At 65.2% G+C, this 14,772-nt stretch carries 12 protein-coding genes; 7 read left to right on the plus strand and 5 right to left on the minus strand.

Annotated features, from left to right (window positions below; translation table 11 throughout):
- Nucleotides 1-10 precede the first annotated feature (10 nt).
- The 4 genes from zwf to ACFVV0_RS03475 all read left to right on the plus strand — a co-directional run bounded on the left by zwf (nt 11) and on the right by ACFVV0_RS03475 (nt 5,481).
- Nucleotides 11-1,498 (plus strand): glucose-6-phosphate dehydrogenase, encoded by a 1,488-nt coding sequence (zwf, locus tag ACFVV0_RS03460; RefSeq protein WP_387058246.1) that lies wholly within the window; start codon nt 11-13, stop codon nt 1,496-1,498.
- Nucleotides 1,495-3,357, plus strand: coding sequence for a glycoside hydrolase family 15 protein (locus ACFVV0_RS03465; protein WP_387058249.1), 1,863 nt, complete (start codon nt 1,495-1,497; stop codon nt 3,355-3,357). The genes zwf and ACFVV0_RS03465 overlap by 4 nt, the downstream gene beginning before the upstream one ends.
- Before the next feature lie 27 nt (nt 3,358-3,384).
- On the plus strand, nt 3,385-4,932 hold the full coding sequence (locus tag ACFVV0_RS03470) for a GMC family oxidoreductase (RefSeq protein ID WP_387058252.1): 1,548 nt from the start codon (nt 3,385-3,387) through the stop codon (nt 4,930-4,932).
- Nucleotides 4,933-5,151: 219 nt separating this feature from the next.
- Nucleotides 5,152-5,481, plus strand: a complete 330-nt coding sequence (locus tag ACFVV0_RS03475; protein ID WP_387058254.1) for a carboxymuconolactone decarboxylase family protein — start codon at nt 5,152-5,154, stop codon at nt 5,479-5,481.
- A gap of 19 nt (nt 5,482-5,500) precedes the next feature.
- Here the strand turns inward: ACFVV0_RS03475 and ACFVV0_RS03480 are convergent, their stop codons facing one another.
- From ACFVV0_RS03480 to ACFVV0_RS03495, 4 genes are all read right to left on the minus strand, one after another.
- A complete protein-coding gene (locus tag ACFVV0_RS03480; protein ID WP_387058257.1) occupies nt 5,501-7,744 on the minus strand; it encodes a LuxR C-terminal-related transcriptional regulator in 2,244 nt (747 codons plus the stop codon).
- Between the two features lie 117 nt (nt 7,745-7,861).
- Nucleotides 7,862-8,605, minus strand: a complete 744-nt coding sequence (locus ACFVV0_RS03485) for a ZIP family metal transporter (protein WP_387058260.1) — start codon at nt 8,603-8,605, stop codon at nt 7,862-7,864.
- A gap of 41 nt (nt 8,606-8,646) precedes the next feature.
- Nucleotides 8,647-10,206 (minus strand): DUF1254 domain-containing protein, encoded by a 1,560-nt coding sequence (locus tag ACFVV0_RS03490; protein WP_387058263.1) that lies wholly within the window; start codon nt 10,204-10,206, stop codon nt 8,647-8,649.
- Nucleotides 10,206-10,547: a carboxymuconolactone decarboxylase family protein gene (locus tag ACFVV0_RS03495; RefSeq protein WP_387058266.1), complete on the minus strand. Its 342-nt coding sequence runs from the start codon at nt 10,545-10,547 to the stop codon at nt 10,206-10,208. Before ACFVV0_RS03495 ends, ACFVV0_RS03490 begins: the two co-directional genes overlap by 1 nt.
- Nucleotides 10,548-10,715: 168 nt before the next feature.
- On the opposite strand from ACFVV0_RS03495, the gene ACFVV0_RS03500 reads away from it, so the two are divergent.
- From ACFVV0_RS03500 to ACFVV0_RS03510, 3 genes are read left to right on the plus strand one after another with little or no spacing between them, the layout of a single operon-like run.
- Entirely contained in the window at nt 10,716-12,290 is a 1,575-nt protein-coding gene (locus tag ACFVV0_RS03500) for a DUF1254 domain-containing protein (protein WP_387058270.1), read from the plus strand.
- Nucleotides 12,291-12,321: 31 nt separating this feature from the next.
- Complete coding sequence (locus ACFVV0_RS03505; RefSeq protein ID WP_387058273.1) at nt 12,322-12,717, plus strand: hypothetical protein; 396 nt, start codon at nt 12,322-12,324, stop codon at nt 12,715-12,717.
- 27 nt (nt 12,718-12,744) lie between these two features.
- On the plus strand, nt 12,745-13,212 hold the full coding sequence (locus tag ACFVV0_RS03510; RefSeq protein WP_387058276.1) for a GFA family protein: 468 nt from the start codon (nt 12,745-12,747) through the stop codon (nt 13,210-13,212).
- Nucleotides 13,213-13,219: 7 nt separating this feature from the next.
- On the opposite strand, the gene ACFVV0_RS03515 is transcribed toward ACFVV0_RS03510, so the two are convergent.
- Complete coding sequence (locus ACFVV0_RS03515) at nt 13,220-14,710, minus strand: DUF2252 domain-containing protein (RefSeq protein ID WP_387058279.1); 1,491 nt, start codon at nt 14,708-14,710, stop codon at nt 13,220-13,222.
- Between the last annotated feature and the right edge of the window lie 62 nt (nt 14,711-14,772).

The raw sequence follows: 14,772 nt of genomic DNA on the forward strand, positions 1-14,772 counted from the left end.
GGAGACAGCGATGACAAGCTCAACTTCGGTGAGGACATCCGCGGCACCAGCCACGGACCCATCCCCTGCCACCGGCGCAGACCAGTGGTCGTCGGTCGCCGACGTCCTGGTGATCTTCGGCATAACAGGCGACCTCGCCAGAGTGATGACGTTCCGCTCGCTGTACCGACTGGAACTCAGGGGGCTGCTCGACTGTCCGATCGTGGGCGTGGCCGTCGACGACTGGACGCTGGATCACCTGGTGCAGCGCGCGCGGGATTCGATCGTCGCCACGGGTGAAGTGCTGGACGAGGATGTGTTCAAGCGGTTCGCCGGCCGGCTGGCCTACGTGCAGGGCGACTTCGGTGACGATGCCACCTACCAACGTGTGGGTGAGGCGATCAGCGGGGCCCAGCATCCGGTGTTCTACCTCGAGATCCCTCCGTTCCTGTTCGGCAGGGTCGCAAAGGGACTCGCGGAGGCCGGCCTCACGGCCGCCGGCCGGGTCGTGGTGGAGAAGCCGTTCGGTCACGATCTCGAATCCGCCAAGGCGCTGGCCGCGGAACTGCACCAGTATCTCGACGAAGCACAGCTGTATCGGATCGACCACTACCTCGGGAAGATGGGCTACGAGGAGATCCTCTACCTCCGCTTCGCCAACACCATCCTGGAACCGCTCTGGAATCGCAGCTACGTGGAGTGCGTGGAGATCACGATGGCCGAAGATTTCGGGGTGGATGACCGCGGTCATTTCTACGACCCCGTCGGTGCACTGCGCGACGTGGTGGTCAACCACCTCATGCAGGTGGTTGCCGCGGCCGCGATGGAGCCGCCCTCGGGAGAAGATTCCGAGGCATTGCGTGATGCGGCGGTCACGCTGTTCCGTTCGGTGAAGGCCGCTGATCCCGCGCACTACGTTCGGGGCCAGTACGAGGGTTACCAGGACATCAAGGGGGTCGCAGAAGGATCGACGACGGAGACCTACGCAGCGTTGAGGCTCGAGATCGACAACTGGCGGTGGGAGGGTGTTCCGTTCTACATCCGGACCGGCAAGCGGCTTCCGGTCACACAGACCGAACTGCGCGTCGTCTTCCGGGAGCCGCCGCCGGTCCACCTCGGGCTGGGCGCCGGGCAGGACCGGGAGCCAGTGCGTGACGAGTTCGTCGTCAAGCTGGACCCCTCGACCGGCGCGCGACTGATCGTCGACGCTCACCGGGCGGACGGGCAAGGCCCGCGGGCGATCACCCTCGACGCGGAGTTCGCCGATGAGGGCGGCGAAGGTGCCACGCCGTATGAGGTGCTGCTGCATGCTGCGATCGTGGGCGATTCCGGTCGGTTCAAGCGACAGGACATGGTGGAGGAGAACTGGCGCATCATGCAGCCGCTGATCGATGATCCCCCGTCCGTGCACCCCTACGCACCGGGAACATGGGGTCCCGCGATCGCGTCGACCCTGGTTGCAGATCACGGCGGATGGCAGGGCCCCTGGATCGTCGACTCGAACGAGGTCGCGAAATGAGCCTCACGAAGTCGCCGTTCCCGCCCATCGCCGACTACGCCTTCCTGTCGAACTGCCACACAGGGGCGCTCATCGCTCCGGACGGTTCGGTCGACTGGCTGTGCGTCCCTGCGTTCGACTCGGCTAGCACGTTCGGGAACCTGCTCGACAGGGAAGCAGGCTCGTTCCGGTTCGGGCCGTACGGCATCAACGTGCCGACACACCGGTCGTACGTGCCGGGGACCAACGTGTTGACCACCACCTGGCACACGCCGGGTGGCTGGCTGCGGGTGACCGACGCCCTCACAATGGGACCGCGAACCGGACCCGATCGCGTCACGCCTCACACCAGGCCGCCTGCTGACGACGACGCCGAGCATATCCTCGTGCGACTGGTGGAGTGCCTCGAAGGCTCGGTCGAGGTCGAGCTGATCTGCGAGCCCGCGTTCGACTACGGGCGCGAGCCCGCCAAGTGGACGCTGGTCGACGAGGGCGGCCACGTCGCAGAAGCCACCGGTTCTGGACAGACGTTCCAGCTGAGCACCGACATGTCGATCGGCCTGGAGGGCAGCTCGGCCCGGGCCCGGCACACGCTCAAGGCAGGCGAGAAGGCTTACTGCGCACTGTCCTGGGCTGAAGAGTTCGCCGCTCCGACGAATGTCGACGATGCGACAGAGCGGATCGACCGCACAGTCAACTTCTGGCGGCGCTGGCTGGCGCGGGCGCGCATCCCCGACCACCCGCTACGACACCCTCTGGAGCGGGCGGCTCTGACGATCAAGGGTCTCACCTACATGCCGACCGGTGCGACTGTCGCGGCACTGACCACATCCCTGCCGGAGACACCGGGCGGTGAGCGCAACTGGGACTACCGCTACACGTGGATGCGGGACACCACCTTCACCCTGCAAGCCCTGCACTTTCTGAACCTGGACTGGGAGGCCGACGAGTTCATGCAATTCGTTGCGGACCTCGAACCGGACCAGGACGGCGGCCTGCAGATCATGTACGGCATCGACGGCAGACGCGACCTGACCGAATCCACCCGGGACGAGCTCTCCGGCTACGAAGGGGCGCGGCCCGTCAGGCTCGGAAACGGCGCCTTCAACCAGCGCCAGAACGACGTCTACGGCGCTGTCCTCGACTCCCTCCTGCTGCACACGCGCCGGAACCAGCACCTTCCCCGACGGCTGTGGCCCCTCGTGAAAGCGCAGGCCGAGGGTGCCTTGGCGTCGTGGCGCGAACCCGACCAAGGCATCTGGGAGGCTCGCGGGGCACCCCAGCACTATGTGTCCTCGAAGCTGATGGAGTGGGTGGCACTGGACCGCGCCGCGAAGATCGCCGCGATCCGCGAAGACCTCGAGCTCGAGAAGACATGGGCGGCTGCCGCGGAAGAGATCAAGGCGGACATCCTCGAGCACGGCGTGAGCGACCGCGGGGTGCTCCGTCAGCACTACGACACCGACGCATTGGATGCTTCGACCCTGCTCGCGGCAATATTCGGCTTCCTGCCGGGCAGCGACGAGCGGATGAAGGCCACCGTCGACGCGATCGCATCCGACCTCACCGAACACGGCTTCGTGCTGCGGTACGTCACCGGCGAGACCGACGACGGGCTCAGCGGCAAGGAAGGCACCTTCCTCATCTGTTCATTCTGGCTGGTCTCGGCGCTTTCCGTGGTGGGCGAGAGGGAGCAGGCCACAGACCTGCTCGAGCGGCTGCTGCGGATCGCTTCACCGCTCGGCCTGTACGCGGAGGAGTTCGAGGTCGGACGCTCCCGGCACCTCGGGAACTTCCCGCAGGCGTTCTCCCACCTCGCACTCATCGAGGCCGCGGCACGGATCATCCTCGCCGACCGGCTCGAAGAGCTGTCGCTTTAGCGAAGTCGTCAATGTGAGGAGACAATCATGGCCGACGAATACGACGTCATCATCGTGGGATCCGGAGCCGGTGGAGGTACGCTCGCGCACCGGCTGGCACCCTCCGGGAAGCGGGTCCTGATCCTCGAACGCGGCGACTGGCTGCCCCGAGAACCCCAGAACTGGGATGCCACCGCCGTCTTCGTCGACAACCGCTACGTCTCGAAGGACACCTGGTACGACGACCACGGCAAATCCTTCCAGCCGCAGGTCCACTACTTCGTGGGTGGAGCGACGAAGTTCTACGGAGCTGCGCTGTACCGGTTGCGGGAAGCGGACTTCGGCGAGCTGAGGCACCACGGTGGGATCTCGCCTGCGTGGCCGATCGGCTACAACGACCTCGCGCCGTACTATTCGCAGGCCGAGGATCTGTACCAGGTGCACGGTATCCGCGGAGAGGACCCGACGGACCCGCCCGGTGGCCCGTATCCTTTCCCGCCGGTGTCCCACGAGCCCCGGATGCAGGAACTGTTCGACGAAATGGGCAAAGTGGGACTGCATCCCTTCCACACGCCCAACGGGATCATGCTCGATGAGGCGAACCCGGCCTTCAGTGCGTGCATCCGCTGCGCCACCTGCGATGGATTCCCCTGCCTGGTGCACGCGAAATCGGACGCGGACGTGATCGCGGTCCGTCCCGCAATCACGCACGAAAACGTCACCCTTGTGCGCAACGCGCTCGTCCGACGACTCGAGACCGACCCGTCGGGCCGCACCGTCACGTCGGTGGTCGCGGACGTCGACGGCACTGAGCAGAGGTTCACCGGGTCGATCGTGGTCGTCTCGGCCGGGGCGGCGAACTCCGCGAAACTTCTCCTGTCCAGCGCGAACGACAAGCACCCGAACGGGCTCGCCAACGGGTCTGACCAGGTCGGACGCAATTACATGTACCACAACAGCCGGGCCTTCCTCGCGATCTCGCTCGAGAAGAACGACACCCGCTTTCAGAAGACTCTCGGCGTCAACGACTGGTATCTCGGCGACGACGACTTCGAATACCCGATGGGCAACGTGCAGATGGTGGGGAAATCGTCACCTCCGATGTATCGGGGCGAAAAGCGCATCGCCAAGCTCGCGCCCCAGTTCGCCCTTGTCGAGATGGCCGAACACGCCGTCGACTTCTGGATCTCTGCAGAGGATCTGCCCCTGCCTGACAATCGAGTCACGCTGGGTAAAGACGGAAACGTCGTGCTGACGTATAAAGAGAACAACCGGGAGGCTCTCGAGCAGCTCTACAGCCGGGTGAAGAAGCACCTCAGCCACCTGGGCATGCATCCTGATCACCTGATCCCGCGCGACGCCTACATGAAGAACGACATCCCGGTCGCGGGCTGCGCCCACCAGTCCGGCACCGTGCGCTTCGGAAATGATCCCGCAACGTCAGTGCTCGACGCCGACTGCAAGGCGTACGAGGTGGACAACCTGTACGTCGTCGACACCAGCTTCTTCCCCAGCATCGGAGCGGTGAACCCCGCCCTCACAGCGATGGCCAACGCCTTGCGCGTGGGCGACCACCTGCTCGCTCGGCTCGACTGAGATCTGGAAGCCCACAGGACTACGGTTGGCGTCTGCAGCAGATAACGGGTCGTCAACCTGGCGGGTCTCATCCCGGGCATCACTCTCGTGACCTGCGGGCGTTCTGCGGTTGCTCGCCTCAGCTGATTCACCTGATCTGCGTGAGGCGATGCGGGCCGGATTGTCGTCCAATTGTGGTGGAACCACCGGAGCGACAGGCCGACCGATGTGGAGGACAACGTGGAATCGGACTACGTGGGACGGCTGCGCCGGCTGGCCATCAACGAAGCAGGCGCTGGAGACGAGGCGGTCGCTTCGGGACTCGAATCGACCAGCCTCAATCCAAAGACTCTGGCGCTGGCCAGACTGGCCGCTCTGGTGGCGATCGGCGCTGCTGAGCCCTCCTTCGGCGAGAACGCTGACGCTGCGGTGAGTGCGGGGGCATCGCCGGACGAGATCGTCGATGTTCTGGTCGGGGTGAGCCCGATCGTCGGCGTACCCCGCGTCGTCGCCGCCGCGCCGAAAGTCGCCCTGGCGCTCGGCCACGACCTCGAGGATGTCGTGGACTGACCGGGAGCGCGGGTGATGCTCATTCGCCGAGCAGGCCGATCGCCGTGGCGCGGTTCACGGCGTCGCTCCGCGACGAGACGCCGAGCTTGCGGTAGATCGATCCCACCTCGGTGCTGACCGTGTTGCGGGAAACGAACAGCCGCGCCCCGATCTCCGGGATGGTCAGGTGCGTCTGCAGGTACGGCAGAAGCCGCAACTCCGCCGGGGTCAGAGGCGACGCCCCAGCAGGGCCCCTCGCATCCGTGTCGATGATCGTGCGGAACGCGGCCACCTCGTCCGTGAGCGTGCCGAGCCGCGGGCGGCGCATCAGGACCTCGTCGATCTCGCGCATCAAGTGGTGGGCCGTCGCCTCGTCGCCGACTGCCACGTAGGTCCTCGCAAGACTGAGGCGAGCCCGGACCGCCAGAGCAGGTGCCGCGTACGTGCAGTATTGCCGGGCTCGCATTGCTCTCGTCAGTTCTTGAGCCGCTCTCGGCAGGTCGCCGCGATGGAGGGCGAGTCTGGCTGCCGAAGAGAAGGTCAGCACCGAAATGGCGTAGTCGTTGAGACGATGCTCATCGATCGCGGTCATCGCTCCATCGACGAGGCCGGATGCTTCCACCCATCGACCGTGGTCCATCAGGATGAGCGCTCGTTCTGTGTCCGAAAGCACCTGCACGTCGATGTTTCCTGCCGGGATGGCAAGCGCCGTCGCCTCGGCGAACCTGGCTTCTGCCTCATCGACTTCGCCGATCAGCAGGTGAGCCTCCGCGACGAGGCAGACTGCTTGGTCCCGCCAGGCGCTCGCAAGCGACTCCTGAGACAGCCCGAACGCAGCATCTGCCGCCGCCTGGTCCGGCCCATCCGTGCACATCATCGAGCGCAACATCGCTCTAGCTGACGCGAAAGACGCCGTGCCGTCCGCAGGGACGCCGTCGAATGACGCTCGGTCGATCACTTGCGCCCACCGGTCCGCCTCGGCGGCGTGTCCGGAGATGACGGCGATCCAGCCAGTCAGAACGGCAAGCGGCGGGTAGGCCGCGACTGCGTCATCGCCGAGCGCCGTGATCCAGCGGTGGACGGTCTCCATCTGACCCGCCTGGTAGGTCGGGAGGGCGAGTTCGGTGACGAGGCGGACGCACGCGACGACGTCGGATGTCTCGAGCAGGTGTTCGATCGCCTTTGCGGGAGAGCCGTTGACTTCGTACCAGTCTGCGGCGCGCGAATGAAGGTCCCCGATGAGGTCGGGCTCAGTGCGGCGCAATTCCCCGGCGAGGAACTCCCGGAACAGGGAATGGTAGCGGTACCAGTCGCGGTGGCGATCGAGTGGGACGAGGAACACGTTCAACCGCTCGAGGTCTCGCAGCCGGGCTTGGGCGCCGCTTTCGTGCAGGATGGCGTCGCACAGCTCGGCAGAGAACTGATCGAGCACGGAGGTGCGCCGCAGGAATTGCTGGATCTCGTCGGGGAGGCCTGTCAGCGATTCGCGGTAGAGGTAGTCGGCGACGAACCTGTCATCGCCCGATACGGCCGTCGTCAGATCGTCGGTGTCGCGGGCGATGATGGCCGCCAAGTGCAGGCCGACGGGCCAGCCTTCGGTGCGATCCGCGACCGCGTCCGCATGGACGGCGTCCAGCTCGACGCTCTCTTCTGCGAAGATCCGCTGTGCTCCCGTGGCGTCGAGGGCCAAGTCGTCCACACCGAACTCGATCGTGTCGCCCGAGGAGCGGAGACGAGGGACGTGCGGTTGCTCGACACGACTCGCCGCGATGAACTGCGATCCCAGAGGGATACCGCCGAGGACCACGCTCAAGACGTCGTGACACGAGGGCGAATCGAGTTCGTGGAGATCGTCGAGCATGATCACGAAGGGGCGGGGACTCGTTCGAAAGGCACTCGCAAGGCGAGGTGCGGCGCGGCCGAGCAGCGCGCCGCCCGGTCCGCGCATGTCGGAGATCAGGGACGGATCAGCGTTGGTGGCACGCGCGAACGCGGAAGCCAGGAGAAAGAGAAGCGCCGCCGGGTCGTCGTCGAAGCGATCGAGCGACACCCACGCGACGGGACGATCCTCCGCCGCGGCCCATTGCGAGAGGAGCGTGGATTTCCCGTATCCCGACGGCGCAGTGATGGCGACCACGCGCCGATCGCTCTGAGACCCGCGTGAAATGAGGTCAGCGCGGCTGACGAACCCGGCGCGAGGGAGGGGAATCGCGAGCTTCGTATCGAGTAACAGCTGATCGAGGGCGCCCACACTCGGAGCTGTGACACGAGTTATCTCGGTCACGGTCGCAGTGTATGGCGCGGCACCCCCTTGACTCAATAGCCGTGGTGGTGCTGCCCGGGCGGAGGGGCGCATCGAGTCTGCCTCGTCGAACGCGGCCGTCGTCACGGAGCGCATCGGCTACGCGATCGTGTGCACGGTGAAGGCGACGGCGAAGCCGAGCGTGGTGGCGATCCCGGCGAGCTTGCCGCCGTGCTCGAACGCCTCGGGCATCATCGTGTCGGCCAGCATGGTGAGGATCGCGCCGGCGGCGAACGCCAGGACGAAAGCGACCGTGTCCTCCGACGAATTCTGGAAGATGCCGTAGCCGGCGAGCGAGGCGAGGCCGGAGATCAACGCGATCGCGATCCACATCCACAGCACCCGGCTCTTCTTCCATCCGCTGGTCAGCAGCCCGGAGGTCGATGCGATCGACTCCGGAAGGTTGGAGATGAAGACTGCGACCAGGTAGGCGATGCCGACGGCGCCGCCCTGGAAGATCGTCAGCCCGATGACCATCGACTCGGGGATGCCGTCGAGAACGCTGCCGAGGACGATCGCCAAGGCTCCGCCGCCTTGTGCGGCGGCGGCTCCCGCTCCGGTGACGTCCTTGCGTCGGCTTCCGCCGAGACGGTCGATCAGCCGGTCTCCGCCGAAGAAGACGATGCAACCGGCGAAGAGTCCCACCGCCGCCCATCCGGTGCCCGACGACTTTGCTGCCGCTTCCTCCACGAGGTCGAAGGCGACCGCGCTGATGAGCACACCCGCACCGAAGGCCATGATCAATCCGACCCATTTGTGGGAGATCTTCACCCAGAAGGCGAGGAGCGCACCGATGACAAGCGAGGAGGCGGCGACGGTTCCCCAGACGAATGACTCGCTCATAGGAGCACCTCTTGTCGATTGGCGTCGGGTCGAAGGCGGGACTACACGGTCACGATCTCGCTCGGCCGCCACGTCTTGTCGAAGAACGGCTGCAGGGGGTTGTAGAGGCGGAGGATGACGAAGTAGCCCTTGCCGGGCACGGTCTGCATCCAGTTGTTCTCTTTCCCCTCCGGCGCGGATGGCCCGAAGTAGATGTCGGTCGAGCCGTCGGAGTTCTCCTCCACCGTTCCCGACTGACTGCCGAGATCGGGCTTCGGCTGGCCGGTCTTGAGCATCGAACGGGTCTGGCGATCGTAGGCCATCACCGACCAGAACCGGGATTGAGGAATGTCGGGAGGCAGGGTCAGCCGGTAGTTCTGGCCGCCGTCGAGGAAGGCCCCGTCGCCGTCGCGGAAGGTGAAGATGTACTGGGATCCGATCCCGGTCAGCCGCATGCACATCGCCGGTGTGACACCGGTGTACGGGTAGAACCACGCGATCCTGGCGTTGAGCTTCAGGGCTCCGTCGCTGGGACTCTGGACAGCGCCCTGAGGAGTGATCTGCGGCGGGGGAGCGAGGAAGTCATAGCCGGAGGTGAAGAGCGGGTTCATCCAACCCGACCCGGGGTAATACGCCCAGCCCTCTTCTTCCCGCGGAGCGATCGAAACGGTTCGCGCGGTCGCGTTGCCCACGACGACGGCGGCCTCCAGGACCTTCCGCATCCGGTCATCCGGGGCGAACGGTTGTCCCTTGACGATGCCCACCGCCGCCAGCAGGCCGAGGACTTCGGGGTCGCCGGCGCCGACCGGCTCGGTCTGCACGAGTTCGTTCACGAGGTCCCAGTATCCGAAGTCATTCGCCGGGATGGTGTTGAACGCCACACCGGATCCCTCGATGAAGCGTGTCTCAGGGATCGGCGCGGCTCCGGCGAGCATCGCCTTGCCGGCGAGGAAGGTGGCGACGGCGGTACCGGGTCCGCCGGGCACATACGGATGGATACGGAGCCCATCGCGAATCACCTTCACGGGCACGGTCGGATCGTTGTCGATCATGAACGCGCGGAGCAGGAGGATCACTCTCGTCGTTCGGGAGTGGGACACGTGGAAGCCGCTATCGGGGAGCGGGCCGTCGTAGCCCGGGCCGACGAAGAGATAGTGGCCTCCGGTGGCCCGATCGGGGCCCGGCAGGCCGATGTCGGTCACCCAGCGGAACCACATGTCGTCGGCCGTGCCGAGGATGCCCGACGGCGCTGGAAGCGGCGGCACGTCGACGACCATCGGCCCGTTGCTCAGATCGAGGAAGCTCAGAACATAGACGGTGTCGCAGTTCGCGGTCAGGAACAGTGAGTTCGAGTCCATGAGGTCGGAGAAGATCAGCACGGAGTTGTCCTCGACACCGATGGACTGGAAGCCGCGACGGACGGCAGTGGTCGATGCACCCCGGAAGGCGTTGATGAAGGCTTCGACGCCGTGGAGGAAGTCGAGGTGGTCGTAGAGCAGGTCGGCGGTCGCGTCGGTGGGCGCGCCATCCTGGAACTGCAGTGTGCCGAGTCTGCTCTCGATGCGGTCTGGCGTTGAGAGGGACGCGACCGTCTCCGCGGATACTCCTGGTTGTGGACTCATCAGCTGAGCCCCTCGTCATCGTCTTCGTCTTCGAGGGCGGCGATCTCGATCTCAGCCGCGAGTGCCTTGACGATGTTGCCCGTCGCCGCAGCGACCCGGGCAGTGCCGACGATGGGCGCGATCGCGGTGAGGACGCCCCGTAAATCATCGGCATCGAGACCGGCTGCACCGGCGGCTTCGAGGTTGAGCGCATATGAGACAGGCGGAGCTCCGACGGCGACCAGTGCGGCGACCCGCACCAGCAACAGGGTCTCGGGGTCGAGAGTGGACGCGGCCAAAGAATCCGCCGTCATGCGAGCGAGCAGGTCCAGTACAGGGGCGTCGTCGGCCGGGTCAGTCATGATGGGTTCCCTTCGTTGAGCGATCGAATCGCTGTGCAGCGGAATTGCTGTCGGCCCATTTCAGACCCATGCCCCGCGCTCCGCATCATGTAGATCAGGTGATGACCGCAGACTCCTGTCAGCCTTACCGTGCGTGGGTAGGCACGAATCGAGCCGAAGGAGACTGTGATGCCCACCGAAGTTGCAGCCAAGACGACGGTCCCGCCTGTCGTCACCACCCCGTCCCACGTAGAAACCTCGATCGGGGCGCTGGAGTTCGTCGATGGCTATCCCGCAGGAGACACCGCGGCGAAGCTCCGCGACCATCTCGACTATGTGCACGGGGTCGACGCCTTCATGAACACCATCCAGGGTGTGTCGACTATGGCGATCCGGAACGGATTCCACGATGTCGGCGTCGAGGACGGCGACGTGCTGATCTTCTCGAAGCTGATGGACTCGAGGTCGTTGTTCCTCACCGGGAACGCCGACACGGTCTATTTTTGGATCTTCCTCGATCTCGGCAAGGGACCGGTGGTGGTGGAGACCCCGTCGGACGTCTTAGGCGTCATCGACGACATGTGGTTCCGCTGGATCACCGACTTCGGTCTACCGGGTCCGGACCGTGGTCGGGGCGGTACGTATCTGTTGGTCCCGCCAGGCTATGACGGCCCGCTGCCCGAAGGCGGCTTCTACGTGCACAAGTCACGCACGACCCATGCGTTCCTGGTCGGGCGCGCGTTCATCAACGAGTACCCGGGCAACGACCCAGCTCCTGCGGCCGACCGAATCAAGAAGCAGCTGAAGATCTACCCCTACGTCCCCGGCGGTGTCGGAAGCAGCGTCGGGTCCTTCCTCAACGGCAAGGGACCCCTCGGTCAACTGACAGACCCGCGCAGTCCCCGCTTCGTCGAAGGTACGGGGCTGGCGATCAACACCATCCCGCCAGCCGACTTCGGTCACTACGAGCTGCTCGATGCGCTGGTTCAGCTTGAACCCGCTGAGGCACTCGACCCCGAGATCGCCGGCCAGTTCGCTGCGATCGGGATCGTCAAAGACGAGAAGTTCGCGCCGGATACCCGTCTGCGCGGCATCCTCGACGATGCGGCAGCGGTCGGCAACGCCGCCTCCCGCACAGTAGGGATGGGCGCCCACCCGACTGACAATTTCCGCTACTACGACGACGCCGATTCCGCATGGTGGAACATGCTCTTCGACGGCGGGTACGAGTTCCTCAACCCGCCACCGCTGGTCACCCCCGAGGGGATCAAGCCGTTCCCGAACAAGGGGGCGCGCAAGCTGCACTCGCGGTCGTCGATGTTCTACACCGCGACCTGTATCACTCCGGCCATGTGCATGCGGTTGACGAATGTCGGGTCGCAATACCTCGTCGCCAACATTGATCGAGACGGCGTCGCGTTCGACGGCTCGAAGACCTATCGGGTGACCCTGCCGAAGGACATCCCCGCCGCCCGGTTCTGGTCGCTGAACGTCTACGACAACCAGACCCGTTCCCTGCTGCAGACCGACCAGCTCTATCCGCGCGCCGGCAGCCAGGCGTTCCCATCGCCCGCGGCGGAGGCGGAGGCCGACGGTTCGACGGTGGTCTACTTCGGCCCGACCCAGCCAGACGGCGTCTCACGAGGCAACTGGATCCAGACGGATCCGGAGCGGGGCTGGTTCGTGCTCCTGCGCCTGTACAGCCCACTGCAGCCGTTCTTCGACAGGACGTGGCGGCCCGGTGAGTTCGAGCCCGTGCGCTAGCCGACCATCCACAGAGAAAAGGGAACGGATCATGAGCACTGTCAAGCAATCAACGGGATGGGTCGGCTGGATCGGCTTCGCCGCCATCATCCTCATCCTGAACGGCGCCATCAACATTGTTCAAGCGGTCGTCGCGCTGATCGGGTCGAACACGTACTACGTCGCCACGCGAGGCGGACTGTTCCTGTTCGACATCACCGGGTGGGGATGGTGGAACATCATCATCGGGGTGCTGCTGGTACTGACTGGCATAGCCCTGTTCAGAGGCGCTACGTGGTCGCGTGTCGTCGCGATCATCCTCGTGTGCCTCAGCGCCCTTGGGCAACTGTTCCTGGTACCGGCGCAGCCGTGGTGGTCCATCATCGTCATCGGGATCGACATCCTCGTCATCTACGCGATCACCGCACACGGACGTGAAATGGCGTAGCCAACCACTCGTCGAAGGAGTCATGAAATGCCCACTCGTACGTCCTCATGCAACTGCGGACAGCTCAGCCTCACTTACGACGGGCCCGATCCGGCGCGCATCAGTCTCTGTCAGTGCTACGAATGCCAACGGCGCACGGGCAGCGTCTTCAGCGTCCAAGCACGCCTCCCCAAGGAGTACGTGACGATCGAAGGCGAATCGACGGCGTGGAGGTTCCCCAGTGACAGCGGGAAACCGAGCGCCTTCCTCTCCTGCGACAGCGGCGGTGCGACTTATCATTTCTGCCCCCGGTGCGGCTCGACCGTGTACTGGGAGCTCGACGTGGCTCCGGACATGGTCGGCGCCGCGGTTGGTACCTTCATCGATCCGACGTTCCCGCCACCTGTGATCGCCGGTTTCGAGGCGTACGGGGCCGACTGGGCGATCAACGTGTCCGCCCTCGGGATTCCGCACCACGAGTATGACGGGATCCACCACGACGGCATGCCGGCATGAGGTCGGATCAGATAGCCCGCTCGGCCTCGATCTTCCCGCTCTTCACCGCGCTGACGAACGCCTGGTAGTCGCGACTGTTCTGCTCGGCGTAGCGTGCAGAGAATGTGGCGATCGCCTGGTCGAGGTCAGCGTCGGTGCCGATGCTCTCCGCGATGGCAACGGGATCGCCGGATCGGGCGTGAGCGCGGGCGAGAGTCCAGCCGCACATCCGGGCGTAGAGAGTCATCCGGAATGGCGACATCGACTCGACGTCGGCCGACGTCTTCATGTCGCGCAGTTGCCGCCAGTAGTAGTAGCGGTCATCCTGCACCCCCTTGGTCCAGCCGAGGAAGATGTCGGAGGTCGCCTGCGTGAGCTTCTGACCTTCGACCACCCGCTGACCGGATGTGGCGTACCGCGACTTCGGCAGGTGGTCTTCGAGCACCGATCGGGTGGCTTCCTTGACTTGGAGAAACAGCGGGTCCCCGGTGTCGCGGCCTTGCAACAGCACGATGAACGCGCGGGTGCCGACACTGCCGACCCCGACGACCTTGCGGGCCATGTCGACGATCGCGAACCGTTCGAGGAGCTCGCGTCTGTCGTCGCTCAGGGATGCCTTGTATGCCTCGAATTGGTCCTCGACCAGCGCGTGGATGCCGTCGGCCGACAGTCCCCAGGCCTCAGTGAGGTCGCGGAGGGGCACGATCAACGGCGGCTGGCTGACGATGCGTTCCTGTCCATCGACGACCTCGACCAGCTTCGCCAGCGCTTGCAGGCTGTCTCGCGCGCGCCCCTTGGCAAGGGCCTTGTTCGTCGCTTTCATCGCCGACTTCAGCTCCGACTTCTCGGTGTCGGACTTGCCCTTGTCGTGTTTGCCGTGCTTCTTCTTATCCGGCTCGGGTGAATCACCGGATGCGCTGTCGACAGCCTTCAACGCTTCCTGGAGGTCGTGCTCGGACATGTGGGCGTACCAGACGTCCAGAGTGGGCATCCCGGCGAACGCTGCCATCGCGTCCCGGTAGGCCTTCACCGATTCGACTGTCACCGCACGACTGTCTTTCGGGTCGAAGCCGTTGTTGACAGCCGCAATGGTGAAGCTCGCCGCCATGCGCTTGAGGTCGTACTCGAACGGCCCCGGGAGAGTCTCGTCGAAGTCGTTGAGATCGAAGACGAGCTGCCGTTCAGGGGAGGCGAAGCCACCGAAGTTGGACAGGTGAGCATCCCCGCAGAGCTGGACGTCCAGACCGGCGGTCGGGGTTCCGGTCAGGTCGGCAGCCATGATCTTGGCAGCGCCACGGTAGAACGTGAACGGCGACAGCATCATCCGGCCATGCCGAACCGGCACCAAGTCGGTTTCACGGGTTCGGTTCTGCTCGACCAGGAGGGCAACCGGATCCGGCCGGTCTGCGGCCGGCTCCCAATCGGCGTGAGCAGAGGGCGGCGTTTCCTCGCGGGCGCGCTTTCCGCTGAGAGTGCGCTCTTGGAGGGTCTTGCGCGTCTCGGGGTTTGTCGTGATCATGGCATTTCCATTCTTCGGGCCGATTCGGTGATTGCTCGGGCTACGGGTGCCGCGATGGTGGT

This window comes from Leifsonia sp. NPDC058230, assembly GCF_042882245.1.
Classification (GTDB): domain Bacteria; phylum Actinomycetota; class Actinomycetes; order Actinomycetales; family Microbacteriaceae; genus Leifsonia.